This is a genomic window from Patiriisocius sp. Uisw_017 (assembly GCF_047731265.1).
In the GTDB taxonomy this organism is placed as follows: domain Bacteria; phylum Bacteroidota; class Bacteroidia; order Flavobacteriales; family Flavobacteriaceae; genus Patiriisocius.
This window is the reverse complement of record NZ_CP159835.1, coordinates 1,261,586-1,287,775: the sequence shown is the minus strand read 5'-3', so window position 1 is coordinate 1,287,775 and position 26,190 is coordinate 1,261,586. Positions and strand designations below refer to the sequence as shown.

At 36.3% G+C, this 26,190-nt stretch carries 18 protein-coding genes; 7 read left to right on the top strand and 11 right to left on the bottom strand.

Features of this window, described 5'->3' with window-relative positions:
- The first annotated feature begins 321 nt into the window (after positions 1–321).
- The 5 genes from ABXT67_RS05895 (at position 322) to ABXT67_RS05875 (ending at position 5,604) form a co-directional block, all read left to right on the top strand.
- Positions 322–1,425 carry a CNNM domain-containing protein gene (locus ABXT67_RS05895; RefSeq protein ID WP_415376355.1) on the top strand — a complete coding sequence of 368 codons (1,104 nt, stop codon included), beginning with the start codon at positions 322–324 and terminating at the stop codon, positions 1,423–1,425.
- Positions 1,426–1,887 (top strand): methylated-DNA--[protein]-cysteine S-methyltransferase, encoded by a 462-nt coding sequence (locus ABXT67_RS05890; RefSeq protein ID WP_415376354.1) that lies wholly within the window; start codon positions 1,426–1,428, stop codon positions 1,885–1,887.
- 24 nt (positions 1,888–1,911) lie between these two features.
- On the top strand, positions 1,912–3,084 hold the full coding sequence (locus ABXT67_RS05885; protein WP_415376353.1) for a serine hydrolase domain-containing protein: 1,173 nt from the start codon (positions 1,912–1,914) through the stop codon (positions 3,082–3,084).
- A 46-nt stretch (positions 3,085–3,130) separates the two neighbouring features.
- Positions 3,131–3,844, top strand: coding sequence for a 3'-5' exonuclease (locus ABXT67_RS05880; protein WP_415376352.1), 714 nt, complete (start codon positions 3,131–3,133; stop codon positions 3,842–3,844).
- Positions 3,845–3,921: 77 nt separating this feature from the next.
- Positions 3,922–5,604, top strand: a complete 1,683-nt coding sequence (locus tag ABXT67_RS05875; protein WP_415376351.1) for an ABC transporter ATP-binding protein — start codon at positions 3,922–3,924, stop codon at positions 5,602–5,604.
- Positions 5,605–5,686: 82 nt separating this feature from the next.
- On the opposite strand, the gene ABXT67_RS05870 is transcribed toward ABXT67_RS05875, so the two are convergent.
- From ABXT67_RS05870 to ABXT67_RS05830, 9 genes are all read right to left on the bottom strand, one after another.
- Positions 5,687–10,819: a GEVED domain-containing protein gene (locus ABXT67_RS05870; protein WP_415376350.1), complete on the bottom strand. Its 5,133-nt coding sequence runs from the start codon at positions 10,817–10,819 to the stop codon at positions 5,687–5,689.
- A gap of 846 nt (positions 10,820–11,665) precedes the next feature.
- On the bottom strand, positions 11,666–12,319 hold the full coding sequence (locus tag ABXT67_RS05865) for a CoA transferase subunit B (RefSeq protein WP_415376349.1): 654 nt from the start codon (positions 12,317–12,319) through the stop codon (positions 11,666–11,668).
- Positions 12,320–12,362: 43 nt separating this feature from the next.
- A complete protein-coding gene (locus ABXT67_RS05860; RefSeq protein WP_415376348.1) occupies positions 12,363–12,719 on the bottom strand; it encodes a four helix bundle protein in 357 nt (118 codons plus the stop codon).
- Between the two features lie 76 nt (positions 12,720–12,795).
- Complete coding sequence (locus ABXT67_RS05855) at positions 12,796–13,494, bottom strand: CoA transferase subunit A (protein WP_415376347.1); 699 nt, start codon at positions 13,492–13,494, stop codon at positions 12,796–12,798.
- 130 nt (positions 13,495–13,624) lie between these two features.
- Positions 13,625–16,363: a T9SS type A sorting domain-containing protein gene (locus ABXT67_RS05850; protein ID WP_415376346.1), complete on the bottom strand. Its 2,739-nt coding sequence runs from the start codon at positions 16,361–16,363 to the stop codon at positions 13,625–13,627.
- Between the two features lie 328 nt (positions 16,364–16,691).
- Positions 16,692–19,001: a penicillin-binding protein 1A gene (locus ABXT67_RS05845; RefSeq protein WP_415376345.1), complete on the bottom strand. Its 2,310-nt coding sequence runs from the start codon at positions 18,999–19,001 to the stop codon at positions 16,692–16,694.
- Between the two features lie 143 nt (positions 19,002–19,144).
- Positions 19,145–19,627, bottom strand: a complete 483-nt coding sequence (locus tag ABXT67_RS05840; protein ID WP_415376344.1) for a gliding motility lipoprotein GldH — start codon at positions 19,625–19,627, stop codon at positions 19,145–19,147.
- A complete protein-coding gene (locus tag ABXT67_RS05835) occupies positions 19,628–20,923 on the bottom strand; it encodes a PSP1 domain-containing protein (protein WP_415376343.1) in 1,296 nt (431 codons plus the stop codon).
- A 253-nt stretch (positions 20,924–21,176) separates the two neighbouring features.
- Positions 21,177–22,208 (bottom strand): rhodanese-related sulfurtransferase, encoded by a 1,032-nt coding sequence (locus ABXT67_RS05830; protein WP_415376342.1) that lies wholly within the window; start codon positions 22,206–22,208, stop codon positions 21,177–21,179.
- Positions 22,209–22,331: 123 nt separating this feature from the next.
- Between ABXT67_RS05830 and ABXT67_RS05825 the strand changes: the two genes are divergently transcribed.
- Positions 22,332–23,033, top strand: coding sequence for a T9SS type A sorting domain-containing protein (locus tag ABXT67_RS05825; RefSeq protein ID WP_415376341.1), 702 nt, complete (start codon positions 22,332–22,334; stop codon positions 23,031–23,033).
- Position 23,034: 1 nt separating this feature from the next.
- On the opposite strand, the gene ABXT67_RS05820 is transcribed toward ABXT67_RS05825, so the two are convergent.
- Positions 23,035–24,345: a phenylacetate--CoA ligase family protein gene (locus ABXT67_RS05820; protein ID WP_415376340.1), complete on the bottom strand. Its 1,311-nt coding sequence runs from the start codon at positions 24,343–24,345 to the stop codon at positions 23,035–23,037.
- A gap of 268 nt (positions 24,346–24,613) precedes the next feature.
- Here ABXT67_RS05820 and purD point away from each other — a divergent pair, with 268 nt between their 5' ends.
- Complete coding sequence (gene purD / locus ABXT67_RS05815) at positions 24,614–25,885, top strand: phosphoribosylamine--glycine ligase (RefSeq protein ID WP_415376339.1); 1,272 nt, start codon at positions 24,614–24,616, stop codon at positions 25,883–25,885.
- 21 nt (positions 25,886–25,906) lie between these two features.
- On the opposite strand, the gene ABXT67_RS05810 is transcribed toward purD, so the two are convergent.
- A complete protein-coding gene (locus ABXT67_RS05810) occupies positions 25,907–26,158 on the bottom strand; it encodes a DUF6341 family protein (protein ID WP_415376338.1) in 252 nt (83 codons plus the stop codon).
- Positions 26,159–26,190 lie beyond the last annotated feature (32 nt).

Below are 26,190 nucleotides of genomic sequence, written 5' to 3'. Positions count from 1 at the left end.
CGCGGGCAGCTTATTGTATATTTAAATCTTAAAGCAGTGGAACCGCCTAATTTTGTGGGGTGGTAACGCTATTTTGACTACATTTTTAAGCCACGTTCGAAATATTAACAATTCGTCTTGAAAAGGACGTTTTGAAGCACTATCGCTGCTTTGCAGCTACAAAAACCACGAAAGATCTTGTTAGCAATTTGTTGAACGTGGCTTTTGCAATGAGCGCAGTTAATGATCCTGCATCTAACTGTCAATATGCTTCCAAAAATTTAAAATATCTTTAATATTCAAAACCTCTACAATAACTTATCTTGCAAAAAAAATCTTTAGATGGGCTTATTACTACTTTACGCAGTACTTTCTATTTTCTTTTCGTTTTTATGCTCTATTCTCGAGGCAGCATTATTGAGTTTTACACCCAACTTTATAAGAGTGAAAACTGCTGAAGGCAAAGGATACGCACAAACGCTGGCAAACTTTAAAAAAAACATTGACGAACCACTTATTGCTATTCTAACAATTAATACAATTGCACACACGGTAGGTGCTATTTTAGTAGGTGTTCAAGCGGAGAGCCTTCCTTATAAGGTTGATGTTTTCGGAGTGAATATGGTAGGGATTGTTTCGGCAGTTATGACCATGTTAATCTTGATTCTTTCAGAAATTATTCCAAAAACTATTGGAGCAACCTATTGGAAAAGTTTGGGCGGTTTTACAGCAACAACTCTTAACTTAATTATATTCCCGCTCAAGTATACTGGGATTATTTGGTTACTCACACTTACTACAAAATTAATAGGAAAATCTGCCCACGTTAGCACCATGAGCCGTGAAGAGTTTTTAGCAATTACAGATGCTGCAGAACAAGATGGTATGTTTGAAGAAAACGAGAGTACTGTAATTAAAAATCTTCTTGTTTTTAAATCGGTGATGGCTAAAGATGTGATGACCCCTTTTCCTGTTGTTGAAATGGAAAATGAAGAAACGACACTCTCAAAATTTCACGAGGGCCATAAGAATTTAAAATTTTCAAGAATTCCCGTTTTTAAAGATAAATCTCACAACGTCACTGGCTTTGTATTGAAAGACGAGGTCCTAGAACAAATTGTTGAACAACAGGGAGATAAAGCCTTGGCAGACATAAAGCGCGAGATAGCCATAGTAGATGCTAAAAAACCCATTCCAGAATTGTTCGATACCTTTTTAAAACAACGAACTCATATCGCATTAGTGGTTGATGAGTTTGGAAATACCATTGGTGTCGTAACGATGGAAGATATTATAGAAACACTTTTAGGTCTTGAAATTATGGACGAAAGTGATACCATTGAAGATATGCAAGCTACTGCAAGAAAAAACTGGGAGCGCCGTGCAAAACGAATGGGGATAAATTTACAAGATGACAAAAGTGATCCTTCTAAAAATTCCCAGTAAATGCAAACAACTATTTGTGAAACACCTATTGGTAATTTAGTTGTTGAAGGAGACGAGCTTGGTGTTTCTTTAATTATTTTCAGTGACGATTCAGAGCTAAGAGAGACAAAAGAATGTCCAAAATTTTTGGAAGCAAGTAAACGTCAGCTTAAAGAATATTTTACTGGTGAGCGAAAAACATTTGATCTTAAGTTAAACCCTAAAGGCACCCATTTTCAGCATAATGTTTGGTCAGCATTGCAAACCATTCCTTTTGGGAAAACAAAAAGTTACCAGCAAATGGCAAATCAACTTGGTAAGCCTAAAGTAATACGCGCCGCAGCATTTGCAAATGGGAAAAACCCAATCTCTATTATAATTCCTTGCCATAGCGCAATAGGAAGCGACGGTTCTTTAACAGGATATGCTGGAGGTTTGCATCGCAAAAAATGGCTTTTGGAATTTGAAAGTCCCGCACAATAAGTAAAATTATTTTAACTTTATAGAATGAAATATTTAAAATGGTTGTTTGGGTTTTTGCTGTTACTAATTGTGTTTGCCTATATTACAGATTATAACTACATATTTAAAGGCGTTCGCGTTGTTTATTTAACAGGGCATACAACGGCATTTATAGCCGATGCGAAGTATTTTGAAAATGACACCATCCCCGCAAGCGCAAATCCGCAAGCTTGGCCACTGCATAAAAACTATAATACCCTTATTGAAACAGAAAGGCTAAAAACAACCAACGAAGATTTGGGTACCGTTGCCTTGCTTGTAATTAAAAACGACAGTATTCTATTTGAAAAATACGCTGAAGGATATAGTGCAACTTCTCGAACCAATAGTTTCTCTATGGCTAAAAGTATCACAACCATACTCTTGGGAGCCGCTATAAAAGACGGGTATATAAGTAGCTTAAATCAACCTGTTCGAGATTTTTATCCGCAATTTGAACCCGAACGTTATGAGTTTGAAATTAGGACTCTTACCAAGGATAAAGTTCCTTATATGACCGTTGGCGATTTGTCCTCTATGGCTTCCGGGCTTAATTGGGAAGAGTCTTACACATCCCCTTTTAGCGTTACAGCACGCTCTTATTATGATGATAATCTTGCCGAAACGATATTGGGCCTTAAGGTCATTCAAGAACCTGGAAAACATTTTGAATACCTTAGCGGAAACACTCAATTGCTGGGAATGACAATAGAGAAAGCTACCAACAAAAAAATTGCAGCGTATCTTCAAGAATCTTTATATGAGCCAATGGGTTTTGAACAGCCCGCAACATGGCAAGTAGATGATGCCGAAAATAGATTGGCAAAAACCTATTGTTGTATTGCAAGCAGCGCGAGAGATTTTGCACGTTTTGGGAGGCTTTTTAAAAACTTCGGAAACTGGAATGGGCAACAAATTATAGACAGTAGCTTTGTTGCAAAAGCCATAAAACCACGCTTTGAAAATAGCCCAGAATATGGGTATGGATTTTGGATAAGCAATTATATGGATAAGGATATATTTGTAATGCGAGGGATCCTTGGGCAATATGTAATTACCATTCCTGAAGACAATCTCATTATAGTGCGTCTAGGACATCAACGTGGCAGCAAAAAAGGTAAACCGTTTAGTGATGACTTCTATACCTATGTTTCTGAAGTATTTAAGATGCTGAAATAAAGTATTTTGTTATTTTTAGCATTCGGGAAATTATAAAAAAAACATTATGCTGAAACGAATAAACTTAGAACACATCCTTTTTCTAGATATTGAAACCGTACCTCAGCACGAGAATTATAGTGATTTAGAGGATGCTGAGAAACTGCTATGGGAATCCAAAACTAAATACCAACGAAAAGAAGAATTTACACCCGAAGCGTTTTATGACCGTGCAGGTATTTGGGCAGAATTTGGCACCATTGTTTGTATCTCCGTCGGCTATTTTAAAATGATTGGGGAAGAAAGGCAGCTTAGAGTAAAATCCTTTTACGGCGACGAGACTGCATTGTTAAAAGACTTTAAAAATCTATTAGAAACTCATTTTAATAAAACACCACACGTATTGTGTGCTCATAACGGGAAAGAATTTGATTTTCCATACATCGCAAGAAGAATGATTATTCAAGGGATTGACCTTCCCTTTAAACTAAATCTCTTTGGTAAAAAGCCCTGGGAAGTACCGCATCTTGATACCCTAGAATTATGGAAGTTTGGGGACTATAAGACATTTACTTCTCTCAAGTTAATGGCTCATGTGCTCGGCATTCCTTCGCCTAAAGATGACATAGACGGCAGTCAAGTTCGCGATGTCTTTTATAAAGAGAATGATATTGATAGGATCATAATCTATTGCGAAAAAGACACCATTACCGTTGCACAGATTATTCTTCGATTACGTAATGAGAGATTGCTAGATGCTAATGAGATTAAAACCATTTAAAAATGTAATTTTTACAAAATATTGTCCTTTAATTTAGTTTAACTTTATCAGCTGTTTTCAAAACTTTTATCCTCACTATGCTATTAAAAATAGATGCTTTATCCGTTGCTTTCGGAAATTCAAAAGACAATATTGAAGTTTTACATTCCATTTCATTTAATATAGCTCAAAATGAAATTGTAGGAATTGTAGGTGAATCTGGCAGTGGAAAATCTGTTACATCTATGGCTATATTGGGACTTTTGCCTAAAAATAATTGCGAAATTACTGGCGAAATTCTATTTCAGGAAAAAGACTTGTTACTCACTAAATCTAGAGATTTACAAAAAATACGAGGCAATGAAATCTCTATGATTTTTCAAGAACCTATGAGTGCTTTAAATCCTTCTTTACGGTGTGGTTTTCAGGTTGCTGAAATTTTAAAACACCATAAAAATTATTCAAATTCCGAAGCAAAAAAAGAAACACTATCCCTATTTAACAAAGTAAAACTTCCCAGACCCGATGAACTTTTTAACAGCTATCCACATCAATTAAGCGGTGGACAAATGCAACGTGTAATGATAGCCATGGCGATTGCTTGCAAGCCTAAATTATTAATTGCAGATGAACCAACAACTGCATTAGATGTTACGGTTCAAAAAGAAATTTTGCACTTGCTCAAAGAACTACAAGTTGAAACCGGAATGAGCATTATATTTATTTCACACGATTTAGCCTTGGTTTCAGAAATTGCAGATAAAGTAGTTGTAATGTACCAAGGTAATATTATTGAAAAAGGATCTGTAAAGCAAATTTTTGATGCCCCAGCAAAAGAGTATACAAAAGCGCTGCTATTATCCCGCCCTACCTTATCAGAACGTTTAGAAACACTTCCTACAATTGCTTCAATAGCTGATGGAACTTTTGAAAAGAAAATCATTACCGCACAACAACGGGCATCTACGCACAAGCAATTGTACACACAAGCTCCTATTCTACAAGTACTGAATATCGAAAAAACCTATTACAGTACGAGTGGTTTTTTCCAAAAACATAAGGAGGTTAAGGCAGTAGACGATGTTAGCTTTTCGGTTTTTGAAGGAGAAACATTAGGTTTGGTTGGGGAATCCGGCTGTGGCAAATCTACCTTAGGAAAGGTGATTCTTCAATTAGAAAAGGCAAGTGCTGGAAGGGTTTTATATCGCGGACAGGATTTGTCCAAACTATCAAAATCACAACTGCGAAAATTGCGAAAAGAAATACAACTCGTTTTCCAAGACCCTTACTCTTCATTAAATCCAAGGAAAATTATTGGTGAAGCTATTGTGGAACCAATGGGTGTTCACGGCATTGGCAGTAGTGCTAAATCTCGAAAAGAAAAAGTTATGACTCTTCTTGAGCGTGTAGGATTAGACAGCTCATTTTTCTACAGATATCCCCACGAGCTTTCAGGAGGACAGCGTCAACGTATTGGAATAGCCCGCACTATTGCTATAGAACCCAAGGTTATCATTTGCGATGAAAGTGTTTCAGCATTAGATATTTCAGTACAGGCACAAGTTCTTAATTTACTTAATGAGCTTAAAGAAGATTATAAATTTACCTATATTTTTATTTCCCACGATCTCGCCGTAGTCAAATATATGGCAGATCAGCTATTGGTAATGAATGCAGGAAAGGTTGAAGCGCTTGGGGATGCAGATGAAATTTATGCAAATCCTATTAGCGACTATACTAAAAAGTTGATAGATGCTATCCCTGGAGGATCTTCCAAATAACTTTTTTATGGAACCAACTTAATAAGAAACCCCATCCTTATTGAAAGAATGGGGCTTTTTTATATAAATGTGTTGTGGGTTTCTATTCTTTTATAAACCTTTTTTCGATTGTCGTGCTTCCATCATTTAATTCTAAGATGTAGATGCCACTAGATATATTTTGGACACTAATTATATCATTTTCCAAGGTCCCTTTTGCTATTTGTTGCCCAATAATATTGTAGATTGAATAGGTCAGAACCGCTACTTGGTTCATCGTCTTTACGTTTAGAATACTGTTTGCCGGGTTTGGATATATTAAAAAGTCTAAGCCATTAACAAGGGGGTTCTCATTTGCTAAAACAGAGGCTCTACGGATAGGGAAAACACCTTCTACAGTATCTCTTGAAACATTTGCACTAATAATAACTTGATCCACATATAACGCTCCAATCTCACTATCTATTTTGCTTCTGAATCGAAACGCTGATTCCCTAGAAAAAATATATTCAGTATTGTCTAAAGTTATACTAACATTATAAAACTGTTCATCATTAAAAGTAACGTCTTGATATAACTCCCCTATAATTTCCCATTTAGAACCGGTGTATATTTCAATAAAAATACCATCCTTATAGCGCAAACCTGTTTGATGAAAATAAAAATTTATATTAACATTTTCATAATTCTGAAGCGGTACTCTCTTACCTAAAAATATTCTTGGCCTGTTTTGTCTAAATTCTACTGAATATAATCCTTCAAAGGAATAATCGGCCCCTTTATACCTGCTTATACTATTATTATTATTATTTGAAGACCTCCAACCATCCCAGCCACTCTCAAAATAACCTTCACCCAAAATAACTGGCTCCCCAAAATCTGTTGTTATAAGCACCTCATTACTTAAAGCAGAGGGATTACCAGAGGGGTCAATAGCTCTTACATAATAAGAATACTCCGTATTTGGTTCAAGTCCTTCTATAGTCGTATTCTCTTCAGAAACCGAAGTTATAAAGCTACCATCTTGATACACGAAATACTCAACATTACCAGAATTATCTATTGAAGCATTCCAATCTAACTCCACAGTGCTATCTGTAATATTTAAGGCAGACAAAGATGAAGGGGTACTTGGTGCCTCAGTATCTGTAATGTTTACTGTATAATCTTCTACTTCACCAAAAGCAAAAACTTCGCACGGATCCGGGATATCAAAATATTTAAAAGATACACGCATTCTTGTAGGACCTAAAGGAGCATCTACAGGAACTACAAATGAACCGCTAACTAGTGTTTCTTGGGAAGGGTCTTTACTCCAAACCAACTCTCCTGGATCATCAAAATCAAAATCTTGATTATAATCTATCCAAACGGCATAGCCTTCATCAAAAACTGTTCCATTGAATATTGGGGTTATCGTTATAGTGTAGGATTCTGATAGAGTCAAATCTGTAAAAACTGTTTCACTAAAATTTGAATAGTAATCACCTACTGAACTATAATCAATAGTATTTAGTTGAACTCTAGAAATGTATTCATATAAAATACTCCGTCCATAAGAGAGGCAATATTCACCTGGATCATCAACTCCCAGGGTTCTAATATTTAAAGTTTCACTTGGTAATGATATGTTTCCTTCTAAATCTCTAGCTATTACATAATAACTATATGTAGTGTCTAGATCCAAAAATATTGGGTTAATTGAGGTGTCTGCTATAGTAGCAATAAGAGTCGTACCCCCATATACATCATATTCTGTTACACCAACATTATCTGTGGCTTGATCCCAATTTAATTCTAAGGAACTTACAGTAATATTAGTGGCAGTTAAGTTTAATGGAGTCGAAGGTGGCTCCATATCTACATATTCTCCAAGGTTAACGGTGTAATCTTCCACTTCGCCAAAATAAAAAGATTCGCAAGAAGTTGGAACTGCATTATATTGCATAGAAACACGCATTCTGGTTTGACCATAAGTAACTCCAGATGGAATTGTAAAAGTTCCTTCATTAGGCGTGTCCTGTGAGGGCTCTTTTGACCATACCAATTCAGACACATCATCAAAATCTAGATCGTTATTATAGTCTATCCATACAGCGTAGCCTTCACTATAAATAATATCAACCCAAGTTGGTGTTACACTTATAGTATAGGTTTGACCCTCAAATAAATCTGTTGAAATAGCTGTGAAATCTGAATAAAATTGGGCGCCACTAGTATTGTCGAAAGTATTTAATTGTACTCTTGAAATATACTCATCATTTACATTTGAGCTTGTGGATGAACAATATCCGCCTGCTGTTGAACTTAAAGTAGTAATATTTATACTATTACTTTCTGTGGTATTACCAGCAGCATCCCTTGCGCTAACATAAAATGTATAGTTTGTATTTTCTGTAAGACCTGTTGCTGTGTAATCAATACCGCTTGACGTAACCATTAAATTATCGTCTTGGTACACGTCATATCCCGCAATGGCTACATTATCTGTGGATGCTATCCAATTAAGGTCTACCGTTGTTTGAGTAATATTTGACCCTGTTAAAGGACTTGGATTTGTTGGTGCCTCCGTATCAGGTGCTGGAAGGGTTGAAAAAGCAGACGTATTACTTCTTGTTGACTCATTTCCAGCAGCATCCCTAGCTTTTACATAAAAAACATAGCCAGTTGCTGAGCTAAGTCCTGTAACTAAATACCCTGTTGAAGTGGTTGAAATTAATAACATATCGTCTTGATATAGATCATACGCTACAACCCCTACATTATCCGTTGAGGGATTCCAAGAAAAGTTTGCCGTTGTTTGTGTAATACTAGAAACCAATAAAGAAGTTGGAACTGTTGGCGCCTCATTATCAACATTATCAACCACATCTAAAACGACCGTATAATCTTCAACTTCTCCATAATTTAAAATTTGACAAGGCGAAAGAGGGGTACCATTGTATCTCATAGAAACACGCATTCTCGTTGCCCCCACATTAACATTATCTGGAATTGTAAATGTTCCATTATTCGATGTATCCTGAGAAGGAGCTTTACTCCAAACTAGTTCTCCAGCATCATCAAAATCAAAATCATTATTATAATCTATCCATACTGCATAGCCTTCATCATAAATAGTTCCAGTCCAAGTTGGCGTAACGGATATAGTATAGGTCTCACCTTCATCTAGATCTGTTGAGATACTGGTAAAATCAGAATAAAGTTGTGCGTCACTATTATTGTCAATAGTATTCAATGTGACGTTAGAAATATATTCATCGCTTATATCTAAACTTGCTGAATCACAATAAACAGGTATAGGCGCGACTGTAGTAATCGTAATCGTATTACTGAAACCAGAAAGATTGCCAGCAGCGTCTTTTGCGCGAACCTTAAAGGCGTATGCTGTATTTGGGGAAAGTCCTGAAATAGTAATATCTATTCCTGAAACCGTTGTAAAATAAACATCATCTCTAAAAAGATCATAACCTATAACGCTTGTATTATCTGTTGACGCAACCCAGCTTAAATCAACCTCAGTATCGGTCACATTTGAACCTGTTAGCGCAGCAGGCGTAGTTGGGACTTCAGTATCTGCAATTACATTTCCTAAACCTGTTAGGATTATTGAGAAGTTTTGACTTCCTCCACTCAATGATCCTTTATGAGTAACCGTAATTGTATAAGTACCTGCTGGTACGCTAATATCAACACGTTCATAGTTATCTTTTGTATTGTCTCCTTTTCCGTTCGTAGTAATTCCTGTTAAACGCCAAGGATTAAAGGTAGTGCCTCCTTGAGTGACACGAATATCTAAATCATTCACTAATGACGCGATAGGAGAATTCGTTGCTGAATTGACAACCCCAGGTACATCTGTCCAAGAAATGGAAGCCATCAAGTCATTAATACCATCAGAGTCCGCCGTCGTCGTATAGCTTTGTCCTGAACTTAGTGTCAATTCTTCTATTCTTGAAGCGACACCGTTTTCCGAAATAGTTTCAGCTGCCAGCTTTGCGTTTAACAATCCCCAACCATACACGGCATCAGGACCAGCTGGACCAGCATCGTCGGCCGTATGCAATGCTAACCCTTTTAAAGTTGCTGAACGCATAAAACTTGCATTGGTGACATTATAATGCTGTTGTAATAACAGTAAAGAACCAGTAACGTTTGGAGACGCCATCGAAGTTCCTGTGATACTCGCATAGGCCGTGTCACTGCTTGCATAAGTAGAGTATAAGTCAGTACCATTACCTGTGATATCTGGTTTGATTCTAAGATCATCTGTAGGGCCTTCACTACTTGAGCTATTGATCGAAACACTAATTAAATCCCCATTATTTGCAATAGTGGCATCTTGTGCGTTTGCGACTACCATATTATTTTTAGAAGTAGCGTGACCAGTAAGCTTATCATATGCCGAATTTCCATTTAAAGGAGACCCATTATGATTTGTATTTCCGTCGTTACCGGCTGCGACTACCATTAAGTAATATGGGGCATTGTACATTACATTGTCCCAATCCCTAGAATCTTGAATATAAGCGCCAAACCATTGATCTGGCACTTGGTCTGATCTAAAACCATAACTGTGATTTGAAACCAGCATTCCACTTGCCGCTGCTGAAGTAGCTTCAGATATATCATTATTCCACATATATCCCCTAACCCTTGATTTTGGTGCCATTCCTTTTGCATCGGGTTGTACTCCAGATGCTGCAATAGTGCCTGTTACGTGAGCTGCGTGAAAATTTAGTTGTAATCCTCCTTCTGAGCCTGTATCTTGTATTGTAACCCTATTAGTTCCTCCAGCACCGTCATATTCTTGGTGAGATACTCTTGCGTGACCACCATCCCAAACATAAGCAGTCATATCTTGACCATCAAGACTCAGGCCCAAACTTCCTCCTATGTTTAAATGGTTTGTTCTAGTTGATCTTGCAGCATCTACATTATAAGTGCTATAATAAATAGGACTTCCGTCATCTGCAAATCGTTGTAATTCTGCAAATCCTCCATCTTCAAGGTTTACACGAACAGGTATGTTTTGAGCACTAGCAATCTGAATTGCCTCCTGTTTCTGTGATTGATACTTCTCATTAAAGTCTGTAGCGAGTGTGTTTAATCGTGAAATATTTGATTTGCTCTGAATAAGTTGACGCTCAACTGTTGTTTGAGCAATCATAATTCCACCAAAAAAAAGCAATAAAAATGAAAGCTGTTTATCTAACAAAATAATCTTCAATTTCATAAAATCTAATTTAATTTTAAAAAGGCCTAGCAAATATAATTAAAGTATGACAGGACCCCAATAGAGCGCCTGGTCTATCTCCTACAATTTATAAATAACAGGAGGCTTTTTAACTATATATCGGCTTTTGGGGTAAAAAAACTGTCTAGCGGAATAACTTTATGGCATAAAAAAGCCCGTTCTAACCTCACAAAGAACGGGCTAAACCTTATCTGTATCGTAGCAGATCCGGGGCTAATCTATTATTTTATCTATTTAAGAAGGAACACTTTTTTAGCAATAAATAAAAAAGTGTTAATCAAAAAAACAGTACTTCTAACTTTATTATGAACCATTTGCATAGTAGGCTATTCCTTTAGTTCGGGAATGCAAATATAGATTTATAATTGCTTATAAATAGATTAAATACATATTTTTTCGATGAAGTACATAAAACTTTAACGTTTTTAACCTAAAAATCTGTTTTTTATCGATTTTTTAATGTTTTACGCCTTTCTTAGTGTTGTAGAAAGCACATTGTGCATAGTATAATAATTGCGCCCATAGCTCGAGCAACTATCTTCAACAAGTTGTTTTAATTCTTGATTTGTCATTTTAATCACAAAGGCCTCCTCTGCATTGGCAAACAGATGGTCACGGCCGTTATAATCTGTCTTTTTTCACGGTGAGATTTGTTTCCTTTCCTTTCCTTTTCTTTTAAGATGCTCTTCATTTTCATAAAGCTATCTTTATCAGCACATAAGCTCTAGTGCAAACAATAATAGAGGAGAGTTATAGCTTCCACAACTAGTATAGGTATAGGAAGTCAAGCCGTGTTTTAAAGATACTATTGTCAGTCCCTCGCGTCTAAAATTTCATTTCTGGAATATCACCCTCAATTATCAAGTCGCCTTGAGTGGCTGCTATGATTTCAGCAACACTAACCCCTGGTGCACGCTCTAAGAGCTTAAACTTACCATCAACAACTTCAAGTACGGCTAGATTGCTAACTACTTTTTTTACACACGCAACACCCGTTAGCGGAAGACTACACTCCTTTAATACCTTAGATTCTCCTGCACGGTTTGTATGCATCATTGCTACAATTATGTTTTCAGCGCTTGCTACAAGATCCATGGCGCCTCCCATTCCTTTTACCATTTTACCAGGTATTTTCCAATTAGCGATGTCTCCTTGCTGAGAAACTTCCATAGCACCTAAAATTGTTAAATCTACGTGTTGCCCACGGATCATGGCAAAACTTGTTGCCGAATCAAATAACGAAGCTCCTTTTAAAGCGGTAATTGTTTGTTTCCCAGCATTAATCATATCTGGATCTTCTTCCCCTTCAAAAGGAAAAGGTCCCATTCCTAAAATACCATTTTCACTTTGAAATTCTACTTCAATATCTTCACGTACAAAGTTTGCTACTAAAGTGGGAATGCCTATTCCTAAGTTTACATAGTACCCGTCTTTTACTTCTTTTGCTATTCTTTGTGCTATTTGTTCTTTGTTTAACATAATTTGATGATTTGTGAATTTGATGATTTGGAAATATCACCAACTATCTGTTCTTTTTACTAGCGCTAATAATTTTGGAAATAATCCTATTAATAGATGTTATATTTGATTTCATAGAAGGAGGTACATCAGGATAATGTTTAGACTCGTCACATAATTGTAGCCAATAATCTGTCTCATCACCTTCTTTTGCCGCTATTTTAAACTTATGAATAAAGTCTGCAGAACTTTCTGCATTTTGAGTTTCCCGAGTATTCGCACCAATAGACGTTCCACTTCTAAATAATTGTGAAGCCATTTGAAATTTACGTAACGAACGAAGGTTTTCTGTAAACTCAATAATCTCCAATGAAAATTCGAATGTCTTATTTACGATTAGATTGTCTTTGTCATTTCTCATATAAATAGTACTTCAGAAATATTCAATTAATATGCACATTCCCATCTTCAAATTTTCAAATTCACCAATCTTCAAATCATTTTTTCCTCACCGTTAACTGCTCTATTCTCTTCTCGTATTTCTCTCCTTGAAAAATTCGTTTTACAAATATTCCAGGTACGTGAATGTGGTTTGGATCTAATTCGCCTGCTGGCACTAATTCCTCAACCTCAGCGACCGTAATTGTAGCCGCGCCTGCCATATTGGGGTTAAAATTTCTCGCTGTTCCTTTAAAAACTAAATTACCAGCCGTGTCTCCTTTCCAAGCTTTTACAAATGCAAAATCTGCTTTAAAAGCGTGTTCTAGCAAATGCATTTTACCATTAAATTCTTTTGATTCTTTGCCTTCACCCACCTCGGTACCATACCCTGCCGGAGTGTAAAATGCAGGAATTCCACTTTTTGCTGCTTGGCATCTCTGTGCTAATGTTCCCTGCGGAATTAACTCAACATCCAATTCTCCACTCAACATCTGCCTTTCAAACTCAGCGTTCTCTCCAACATAAGAAGAAATCATCTTTTTGATTTGATGTTTCTGTAATAGTTGCCCTAATCCAAAATCGTCCACACCTGCATTATTTGAAATACAGGTTACGTCCATTACATTTAGTTTAACCAATTGAGCAATGGCGTTTTCGGGGATTCCGCTAAGACCGAAACCTCCTAGCATAAAAGTCATTCCGTCTTTTACTCCTTTGCAGGCTTCCGTCACGTTTGCGACTGTTTTATTAATCATCGTACCTAAATTTTTCATAAAAATACTCAAAAGTGAGGAGTCTTGAGTGGTGAGCGATGAGTTTTTGTAAGTAAAAAACCTAACAGGTCTTTGAGACCTGTTAGGTTTAAATGTTTAATGTTTTTTTTAACTATTGCTTTACAACCTGACAAATTCCCGTACCCTGCTCCGTGGTAACTTTTACAAAATACATTCCTGTAGCTAAAGCGGAAACGTCTACGTGCTTTTTATCTTCTGAAATTTTAGCTATTTGTAGTTGTTGTCCTAAAGTATTTACAATACTCACCTCGTTAATAGCATAAGCTGTTTGAATGTTAATTTCTGTTGTTGCAGGATTTGGATATAAAACAACATCACTTATAACCGAATCACTTACATAAAGAACATCTACATAGGTAGTTGAAGTAACATTCGTTAAAATGGGGGGATTAAAATCAAAATAAATATCGGCGCGATTGTTTACTTCATCGCCAAGAACGATACCTGAACGTGGTTTTATTTTAAAGGTTATATAGCCATTACTTCCCTCTGGGTCATTAATTTCTGCGGGGAGATTGATGTTGTCAAAAATAAAATTTATCTGCCCGTCAATAAGGGTTGTTTCCATTGCATGGCTGGCAGTTAAGACTCTAAAAGTTGAAAAATCTAACAAATCATCCAGCACATCTACCACGCGCACATTAATGGCAGAGGCAGTTCCTAAATTTTGAAAGCGCACGATATAATGTAAATACTGGTCTGCGTCCTCAATTAACACTTGACTTCCTTGAATACACCTTTTATCATTGGGATCAAAAGAGTTCACGATTTCCTGCGGAAAATAAAATTCATTATCATCTGGTGTTGCATCGCCTGCCGTAGGATTTATGGTTGCAGTAAATGCTAGCAAATATCCGCTTTCATTTATGGGCGGTTGGTCTAATAAAAACGTTGCCATAACACTGCCTTGTTGAAAAGGAGCTAAAGTGCCCACATTAAAAGTGAGTGTGCTACTAGTTTGATTTGTTGGACTGGGTGTTGACTCCACAAAATCTATTTGCGGGTCACTAAAAGCAAGTGTTACCTCACCTGTTAAGGTTGTGGTGCCCACATTTTCATAGACAATTTCATAAAATGCCTCAAAACCAGGTCTAGCTTCTGAGACAGGAAACATAGCAACCGTTAAATCGTTTGCGGTGGTATTGGGTACTACACAAAAATTTGCGGTTTGGGTTTGGTCAAAACCTACAAAGGTGTTAGTTGCGGTTGCTGGGTTGGTGTCAAAATATGGTGATAAACCTAGGACTTGGGTGGTATAGGTGTTTTCTGAAACCGTAATCCCATACCCTCCATTGGCAACGGTAGTATTGGCAAAATTACTCGTGCCGTCTGTGGCATTTACAAGATAACCATCAATACCATAGGCACCTACACCGCAATTGTTGCCATTGGCATCATAGTTTACAGTGCCCTCTATACGGTTTAACTCCCCATCTGCCAAGGAGCAATCTGTAACAAAACTAGTAAAGGGTGGGATTTGCCAATTTTGGGCGGCTGCCTCATTTATATCATCTACGCAGATGAAATTTAGGTTGGGGTTGTTGTTTGCCTGAATGTATAATTCTGAAAGTGTTGTGTTTTTTACATTGATGGATTCAAGATTTAGTGAGCCATTAGTCGGAATAAATCTTATATTTGGATTGCTTGAAAAATCTAAGCTTTCAAACTGCGAACCAACAAGTATAGCTCTTTCTAACAATGTATTGTTTGAAAAATCAATCTCTGTAAATGTAGAATACAGACACTCTAAATAGTCTAAAACAGTAAGATTACTTAAATCAATCATATTCATATCTAAATAATTGATCCTTAAATCTTCTATTAAATCATTATTTGATAAATCAATAGTATCAATTAAGGTGTTGCTTATATTTAAATTTATCAAATTAGGATTATTTGATAAATCAAGAGTTGAAATTTGACTGCTATCAAGCCTTATTAATTCTAAATTGCCATTATTTGATAAGTCAATATCAGTTAAATTGGTTTCAAACAATATTAACAATTCTAAATTTATGTTATTACTAACATCAATAGCTGCAACTTCACATCTATTAAAATAGAAAATCTCTAACGCAATCAAGTTAGAGATATCCACGTTCGTTATATTATTTATTGAAATGCCAAATGTTTTCAAAGCGTTATTTTGAGAAACATCTATACTTGATAAATTATTATTGGTTAAAACCAGATATTCTAAATTCAATAAATTTGAAACATTGATATTATTTAAATTTCCACTCCGAATTTGCAAATATTCTATATTATCATTGCCTGACACATCTATTTCTGTTAATAAGCTTTCGGTTATCCTTATTTTTCTCAATGTAGGTGTAGCAGGCAATTCTATACTCTGTAATAGAGGTGTTTCAAAGTTTCCTGTAAAACTGAAATCTTCTAAATTATTAAATTGCGACAGATCCAATGTTGTAATAAAATCAGAACTTATATAAATTTCTTCTAAATTATTCGTTGTTGGAAATGTGATTGATGTTAATTGCCTTTCACTTAAATAAAGAAAATCTAATGCTGCTAAGGCGCTTATCTCTATATCTGTATATAAATTCCCATAACTGTAAAGGTTTCTTAAATTTATGAATGCTTCCAAGCCGGTTAAATCACTAATATTTTCATCACCTAAATTTAATTGTACATTAGCCAAAGCCTCTGCCTCAATTACTTGTATTTCACCATCGCCATTGGTGTCTATTACATAGCTATTATAATTTACCAATGTATTCTTAAAATTAGCATCAGGAATATTGACAATTTGAGAAAAGGACGTAAACGAAAAACAAAGGCAAGCGCAAAGAAAGAGTAGTCTAGTCATAGCAGGTTTTTTTAAAAAATACTTGTAAAGAAAAAAAAAACGGAGGAAGCCTGTTAATTGTGTAGAATGTTTAAAATTAGTTTGTTATTCTTGGGTTTTTTTAATGTTATGTGACCCTGAGCCTGTCAAAGGGCCTTGTTTTACGTAGCTTTAATCCTGCTAAACTTGCGGGTCTTCGACAGGCTCAGACTGACAAAAAAATAGCAAAAAAAATGCTTCAAAATTTCTTTTGAAGCATTTTTGATTTCAACACTAAAATTTCCGAAGCAAGAAAAATCGTTTCGTGTATCGTGTAACGTAGCGGTCGTGCGTCTACCCACACGCAGTATTAAAAATCAAATTCATCTGGCACCTCATCTGTAGGTCCATTTTCATCTTTCCATTTATCGCAATCAGTGGCTATCTCTATTTTTTCAGGTTTTTTGAATTCCCCCTCTGAAACTCCTAATTCCTTATTAGCATAACACTTTTTCATATACAATGCCCAAACTGGTAGCGCCATAGTTGCGCCCTGCCCATAGGCAGTAGAACTAAAGTGAACCGAACGATCTTCCCCTCCTACCCAAACTCCAGTAACTAAATTTGGAACCATGCCCATAAACCAACCGTCACTATTATTTTGAGTAGTTCCAGTCTTTCCAGCAATAGGGTTTTTAAACACATATGGATACCCTGTTACTGCATTTGCATATACTCCGTTTTTTGCCACCCACGTGCGTCGTAAACGAGCACCTGAACCTGACTGTGTTACTCCTTCTAGAAGGCTCACAGTAACATAAGCTGTTTCGCTACTAATAACATCTTTTGTCTCTGGCGTGTTTTGATATAATACCGTTCCATTTTTGTCTTCAATTCTTGAAATTAACGTTGGTTTTACATACACACCCTCATTTGCAAATGTGCTATAAGCCCCAACCATTTCATAGAGAGACAAATCTGCTGTACCTAAAGCTAATGAGGGTACTGGAACAATGTTTTTTGTTTCTACTCCCATTTTACCTACTAACTCAATCACAGGTTCTACCCCAACACGATCAATTAACCTTGCGGTAATAGTATTTATCGATTTTGCCAGCGCTTCCTTTAAAGTAAGCATTCCTCCATAGTTTCCGCTTGCGTTTTTAGGGCACCAATCTTTTGTATTACCCCGTTTTCCCGCCGGAATACAATAGGGTGTGTTAGGCAATGTATCACAAGGAGACATATGCATCTGGTCTATAACGGTTGCGTACACAAAAGGTTTAAATGTAGAGCCAATTTGTCGCCTACCCGTTGTTACCATATCATATTTAAAATGCTTGTAATTAATACCTCCAACGTAGGCTCGTACCTCTCCAGTTTGAGGCTCCATAGACATAAGCGATCCTTGTAAATACCGTTTATAATACCTAATAGAATCTCTCGGAGTCATTATCGTGTCTTTATCTCCAGCCCATGAAAAAACACGCATTTTTGCTTTCTTGTTGAAACTTGCGCGAATTTCTTCTTCCGATTTTCCTCGATCGCTCATGATTCTCCAACGCTCGCTTCGTCGGATAGCATTATTCATTATTTTTTCAATTTCCTCCTCGGTTACATCTCTAAAGGGAGTTATTTTATTCTTTTTATTTTGTTTGTTAAATTCCTTCTGCAAATTTGCAATGTGTGCATCCATAGATTCTTCTGCATAGGTCTGCATTCTAGAATCTATCGTTGTGTATACTTTTAACCCATCTCTATAAATGTTAAAATTAGTCCCGTCACTACGTGGATGATTCTTTGTCCAATCTGCCATAAATGCTCGGGCATATTCTCTAAAATAGGTGGCGATACCTTCTACATGTCCTTGTGGTGTGTAGCTAAATTCTAAGGGAAGCGCCTGCAGACTATCCTTAACCTGCCCACTTATAAAATCATACTTTGCCATTTGAGCCAACACCACATTCCTTCGGTTTTTTACACCTTCTGGATTGCGAAGGGGATTGTACAAGGAAGAGTTTTTAAACATTCCTACAAGCATCGCAGATTCTGATGTGTTTAATGCTGACGGTGGTTTATCAAAATAAATATTACTCGCAGATTCAATTCCAATGGCTTGATTTAAGAAATCATACTCATTAAAATACATCGTAAGAATTTCATCTTTGGTATAACGGCGCTCTAAACGCGTAGCTATAATCCATTCTTTTATTTTTTGAAGGCCGCGTTCAATTTTATTTTTTGAAGCTTGATCAGTAAATAATTGTTTGGCAAGTTGCTGAGAAATCGTACTTGCACCTCCTTTGCTTCCCAAAAAAACAGCAGCTCTTAACGTCCCGCGCATATCGATTCCACTGTGATCGTAAAACCTAATATCTTCAGTTGCTATTAATGCCTTTATTAAATGATCTGGTAATTCTTCAAACAGAACTGGAGTGCGGTTTTCTTTATAAAATTTACCGAGTACCTTACCATCAACAGCAATGATTTCAGTTGCTAAATTTTTTTCAGGATTTTCTAAACTCGTTTCATCTGGAAGGCTTCCAAAGACCCCAAAAGACGCCAATAAAAACAATAACAATACAGCACCTATGCCGCTAAAAATGAATAACCAAAAAATACGTGTTGGAGTATATGTACGCTTCTTCTTTTTCTGAGGAGTGGTTTGTTTTTTTGCCATACTGTATTGCTTTCAATTGAAAGCTGCATTTTAAATTTTAATGCAATATCTTACTTTCTTGTAGTAAAAACCCCCTAAAAGAGAATTCGTATTCATTTTAATAGTAACCGTCTTGAATTCAAAATTATTCGAAAAGCGAAGCGTTATTCTATCTTTTCAATACTATATCCTACATTACTAATCCCTGTTAAGCTCGAAACCCCTTGCACATCGCCATTGTCACGAACTGCCTGTTCCACAGTTAGTTGATACTCTCCCAATTCTTTAAAAATAAAATTTTCTTTATAATAAAGCTTGCTTTCTTTTACTGAACCTATTCCATTTCCCAACCAACTTCCATCTGGCTTTGCCATTTTATATTCTATCGTATCTACAACCGTTTTACCGTGAGGATATTTTAGTGTAGCAATCAAATAAAGATTACTAAAAGGGTATTCATTTGTGTTTCTAACAGTAAAAAAAAGATGGTACGAATTAATGCTATCCATAACGGGCATTGAAAATTCAACTTTATTGACAGATTGCCAAGTATCATTTGTAATGGATACCGTATCACCGGCAACGGTGATATCATCGCAAGCAGTAAGCAAAATTAATAATAGAACGATTGAACAAATAGGTCTCATTTACTTTGAGGTATTTCGGTTCCTATTTCTATTGTTATTGGGTTTTTTATTTGCAATACCACTACCAGAGGTCTTTCCACCTGTGCTCTTCCCATTTTGGTTATTACGATTACGCGGTGGTCTTCCTCCTTTATCTTCTGAAGCTCCTGCCGTTGCCGGTTTGCGCTTACGGTTGTTGCGTTTCTTTTTATTTCTTTGCCCTTTTGGCGCATCAAAACGAGTTAAACTATCTTGACCTACAACGTTATTAAATAACTCGGTAGTATCTATTTTAACTTCTTCAACATATTCTTCCAGACTTGTAACGGTATTCCCTTTCTTGTTAATGGCAATTATTTCGTTTACTTTATCTAGGTCCAATTCATGCCAATTCATTCCTTCCTTTTCGTAAGCGAACCAAAGCAATCCTTTAAAAATATCTGTCTTTTGACAAACTGCTGTTCCTTTTTCGGTCTTTAATTTTACATCGCTACGCGGAAAATCTTTGAGGGCATCAAGATAGGTGTCCAATTCAAAATTAAGACAACACTTTAATTTACCACATTGTCCCGCTAACTTTTGAGGATTAAGCGAAAGCTGCTGGTAACGTGCCGCAGAGGTATTTACAGATCTAAAATCTGTTAACCAAGTAGAACAACATAGTTCTCTACCACAACTACCAATACCACCAAGTCTTGCGGCTTCTTGTCTAAAGCCCACTTGTTTCATTTCTATACGGCTGTTGAAGGTGCGGGCAAACTCTTTAATGAGTTCTCTAAAATCTACACGTTCCTCTGCGGTGTAATAGAAAATTACTTTACTGGCATCTCCTTGAAATTCTACATCACTAATCTTCATTCGCAATCCTATACGAATTGCTATTTCGCGAGAGCGTTTTTGAATATCGGCTTCACGATCTCTTACGCCTTGCCATACATCAATATCCCTTTGGCTTGCTTTTCTATATATTTTAGGAAGTTTAGTTGCGTCAGGGTTTTCCTTCTTCTTCTTCATCTGCACCCTAACCAATTCTCCTGTTAAGGTTACTTGTCCAATATCGTGGCCCGTTTCTGCGTGGGTGGCAACTACATCGCCGATGCTTAAAGAAAGTTTATCTTCGTTTTGATAAAAGTGTTTGCGGCCGTTTTTAAAGCGAACTTCTACTCCAGTATAAGGAGTCATATTCGCTGGAAGCGCCATATTGGAAAGCCAATCAAAAACAGTTAATTTATTACAACCATCAGTCCCGCAAGTTCCATTGTTTTTGCAGCCTTTTGGTTGTCCGTCAGCGCCTGAAGCACAGCTAGTACAGCCCATAATTTACATATATATATTGAGGAGTATTTGACTTGAATGTCTACTAAATACGAATCAAAGTGATTAATTTCCACTTCATAAATCCTATACAAATTCTTCACAAGCCTCCACTGCAATAGCGTAAGTGGCTTCGGGTGATCTAACAGACGATATTTTCAATTCAACTTCACTCTCGAAAAATTAAACATTAATTCTAACACGTAAAGGTACTTTTTTTAATTCTGAATCTTGAATTATGAATTCACAATTGTAATCACTTCTTAAATTTAAGCTTTTCAGAACGTCCTTTTTTGAAAATTTTATTGCTATTGTTTGTTCCTTCTCGCAACTTTTTTTGTTCTTCATATGACATCTGAATTACTTCTTGGCAATCTGAAGAGCAGCATGCCTCCATTTTAGTTTTACAATCTTCACATTGTATAAACAACAAATGGCAAGCTTCGTTTGCACAATTAGTGTGGGCATCACAAGCAGCGCCACATTGATGGCATTGTGCAATTATATCTTTAGTAATTCGCTCACCGCGGCGGCGGTCAAAGACAAAGTTTTTGCCAATAAATTTATTTTCTAAGCCTTTATTTTCTACTTGGCGCGCATACTCAATAATACCACCTTCCAACTGAAAAACATTTTTAAATCCTTTGTGTTTATAATACGCACTCGCCTTTTCGCATCGTATCCCGCCAGTACAATACATCACTAATTTTTTGTCGTCTTTGTGGTCTTTGAGTTGGTCTTCGATAACATCTAGTGAATCTCTAAAGGTGTCCACGTCTGGCGTTATTGCATTTTTAAAATGTCCTATCTCGCTTTCATAATGGTTACGCATATCCACAAGTACCGTGTCAGGGTCTTCAATAAGTTCATTAAATTTTGAAGCATCCAGATGAACTCCTTTGTTTCGGACGTCAAACGATTCATCATTTAATCCGTCGGCTACAATCTTATTGCGAACTTTCACCTTCAGTTTTAAAAAGGACTTTAAGTCATGTTCAACAGCAATATTAAGGCGTACTTTTTCAAGGAAACAAATGCCGTCAAGGAACGATTTAAATTCAGCAAAGGTATTTGCGGGAACCGAAAGTTGTGCGTTAATCCCTTCTTTGGCTATATAAATTCGACCTAAGACATTAAGTTCGTCCCAAGCAATAAACAAGTGATTCCTAAATAATTCTGGGTTGCCAATTTTGGCATATTGATAAAAAGAGAGCGTTAACCGGTCTTCACCGGCTTCTTCGAGCAAAGTGGCTCGCTCTTTCGCGCTTAAGGTATTGTACAGTTGCATGCTATACTTTTTAAGGATAAAAGATTGTTTTTAAAGGAACAAAAATAAGATGTTTTTTAAAAGAGCATCAAATTTTCTAGTGTGATTTAAAAAAAAAATGTAGCTTTAGCTGAAAACTATATTATGAAAAATTTTATAAATGTGTTGCTTTTAATCTTTGTAACGCAAGGATATGCTCAAGACCCTCAATTAATTGATAATAACTGGTACATACAATCACTGGTTATTGATGGTGTTAACATTCCAGAACCTCTACCCCAAGGCGGCACATCGAATTTTAATACTGATCCTAATTCCATTCAATTTGGATATTGTGATGCTTATGAAACGATGATTTCTTACACAGGTGACGATGGATTTGAACTGCCTGTAGATTCTCCACTTATATTATTGGGATTTTGTACAAACCAAATCATTATAAATTTTGGTTTTGCTTTTCAAAGTATCTATTATGAAAATGAAGCGCTAAATCCATTTACCTATACCATTACCGATAACGGTGACACTAAAACGTTGTTAGTAACTAATGGCATTGGTAATCAAGCAATTTATGGAAGCGAACCAACGATGGATATAGCTGATAATAGTGTCTTGAGTGTCTCAATATATCCTAATCCTACAAGCAACTATTTAAACATTACCCTTCGTAATGCAAACCAAGCAAACGTACATATTTTCAATATTTTAGGCAAAGGGGTTGCGGCTGTTTCTATGGAAAATGTAACTGCTAAAATACCTGTTAACGCATTAAAAGCAGGGGTCTATTTTGTTGTGATTACTTTGGAAGATGGACAAAAGCAAACTGTAAAATTTATTAAAAAATAAGTCACTTTAATTTCGAAACAAACTGTTTCAACTTCCCTCGGTTTCCGCGTTCTAGAATTTCAACCCTATTGAAAGTTAATTCTAAATCGTCTTCGAGATATTTATAAAGTGATTTTTTGATTTTGTTTTCTTCCGTTATACTTAGTTTTTCTTCAGAAACGTAGGTTATTTTAAAAGCATCGATTGCAAGTTGTTCGATCACGAATTCTTTTACATTCCCATCGTCTTCGATCACATTTTTTGTGACGTAATAAAATGTAAGGCCTGGCACATTTTTACCGTTTTTTAGTTTTGCCACGTCATTTGTGCGGCCTATTAAAGTTTTAAAGGCTGGTTTTTTAAAGGTGCTCATTTCAGTAAAACTTCCTGTATCTCCTATGTCATAACGAATCAAAGGATGTGCTTTATTGAAAAGAGAAGTAATGACAATGCGTCCCGAGGTTCCATTGGGTACCGCGCGATTATTTTTATCTAAAACCTCTACAAAAAGTGTTTCGCTATTTACTACAAATTCGCCTTCAGGGTTAGTAAATGCAATTAAGTCGAGTTCGCTTGCTCCATACTCGTTAATAACAGGCACACCAAAAACTTGCTCCATTAATTGTTTGTCTGTTTCAAACAACATTTCACTAGTAACTACACAGTGTTTTAGTGTGGGACAGATTTCTATTAAAAGAATATTTTGTTTTCTTAAATACTTAGCAAATAATACAATAGCGCTAGTATATCCATTTATATAACAAAACTTCTTCTGCCTAAAGTGCTGAAGGAATTGCGCCATTTTTTCCTCGGAAAGATCAAAAATGGGAAATCGATATCTGCTGCTCAACAAATCTTTTAATCGTTCTTTTCGATACCCAAAACCACCCAAGGGAATCCCATAAAAACGAGCTTGCAATGAATGGTTAAAATCGATTCCAAACCATCCAAACCGATCCATTATTTCTGCCCAAGTAAGCGCATGGCACCATTTGTCCTTAGCAAAAATAAAAGGGTGCCCGCTGGAACCCGATGTTCTGTTTACGTAACTGTTTTTTGAAGTATAGCCGTTTGAAAGCCGTTCTTGTAATGGATGCTGTAAATCTGCCTTTGTTAAAACCGGGATTTCTTCCCAAGGAAGATTTCTTCGGTTGTTGATTAGTTTGTTGTAATAAGGATTGTTCTCTGCGTGATAACGAACAATAGCTTCACGCTCTCTCATAACAAATTCTTCATATTCCGCATTAGGAATTGCTTTGATCTCTTTCAATTTCTTACGCGCTTCCTTTATAGGAAAACCACTATATTTTAATGTGAGGTTAAAAAGCTTCATTCAGAAAATTTCAAAAAATAAAGATAGTTAAAAGAAGAAAGAAACACTTGCAAAAAACACCAACCTCAACCCCTTCGCAGTGAAGATGGTTCTAGTTCTTCCTAAAAAACCGAAAACCAAGTCTCCCCCCGAGAGAAGATATAGAGAGCTGTTACCAATTTGCTGTTTTATGAATACTTTAATGAAAACACTGTTAGTAAAAGATCATAAGAAACTCGAATGAAAAGGTAAGAAGATAGTACTTTTGCTGGCAACAATTTTGTATAAAATGAACATACTTATCCTTGGCTCAGGCGGCCGTGAACATACTTTTGCATACCAAATCGCAAAAAGCAACCATTGTAAAAATCTTTTTGTAGCTCCAGGAAATGCCGGAACTGCAGCAATTGCGACCAATATTGCTTTAAGCGTAACAGATTTTACTGCTATTGAAAATTTTGTGGTAGAAAAAGACATTAATATGGTAGTCGTTGGCCCCGAAGATCCGTTAGTGCTAGGGATCGCAAACCATTTTAAAGACACCCCTCGTTTACAAGATGTAATGCTAATTGGCCCTTCAAAAAAAGGTGCTTTGCTTGAAGGAAGTAAAGAACGCGCAAAGGAGTTTATGCTGCAACACAAGATCCCAACAGCGGCGTATAAAAGTTTTACAAAAGAAAGTCTAACTGCTGGAAAAGCATTTTTAGAAACACTTAAAGCTCCCTATGTTTTAAAAGCAGACGGACTTGCGGCAGGAAAAGGAGTGCTTATTATTAAGGACCTCAACGAAGCTAAAGAAGCCTTGGGTAAAATGCTTGGGGGACAGTTTGGCGATGCAAGTAATACTGTTGTTATTGAAGAATTTTTAGATGGTATAGAATTAAGTGTCTTTGTTTTAACTGATGGTAAAAACTATAAAATTCTTCCTACTGCGAAAGACTACAAACGTATTGGTGAAGGTGACACAGGTCTAAATACAGGCGGAATGGGCGCCATCTCTCCAGTTCCTTTTGCAGATGCAACTCTTTTAGAAAAAATAGAAGAGCGCATTGTAAAACCAACAATTAATGGTCTTAAAAAAGAAAAAATAGACTACAAAGGCTTTGTGTTTATTGGATTGATAAAAGTGGGAGATGAGCCTTATGTGATTGAATATAATGTGCGAATGGGCGACCCAGAAACCGAAGTGGTTTTGCCAAGGATAAAAACAGATCTTGTTGATGTTTTTAAAGCTACTTACGAGCAAAGTCTAGACACACTAAACTTTGAACTCGACGAAAAAGCAGCTGCTACCATCATGGTGGTTTCTGGTGGATACCCTGAAGCTTATGAAAAAGGGAAAATAATTACTGGACTCGAAACCATAAAAGACAGCATCGTTTTTCACGCAGGAACAGCGATAAGTGACGGTACCTTAGTAACTAACGGAGGTCGCGTTATCGCTGTCACATCCTTAGACCTTGATTACAAAAAAGCAATAAAAAAATCGTATCAAAACATAGAAAAACTACATTTTGATACGATGTATTATAGGAAAGATATTGGTTTTGATTTAGAGTAACCTCAAAATCAAAACCCGTTTCTAATTGTATTTATCGCCACCCAAAAAAGAGTGGGATGTAGAAGAGGTATCTTCCTCATTGTTGTTATTAAATTTTTTGAGCTGCAGCATCCAGTAAACAAATGCTACTGCACATATTAACATAAAAAACCAATTAAGAATATTTGCAGCGGCCCAATTTTCAAGTTCCAAAGCGCGTAACGCATCAAATGGAGCAAAAAGCACACCTACAGCAAAATCTTGAATTGCATAAAAAATATCTCGTAAAGCCATATCTTTATCTTTAAGAATGCAAAAATATAAAA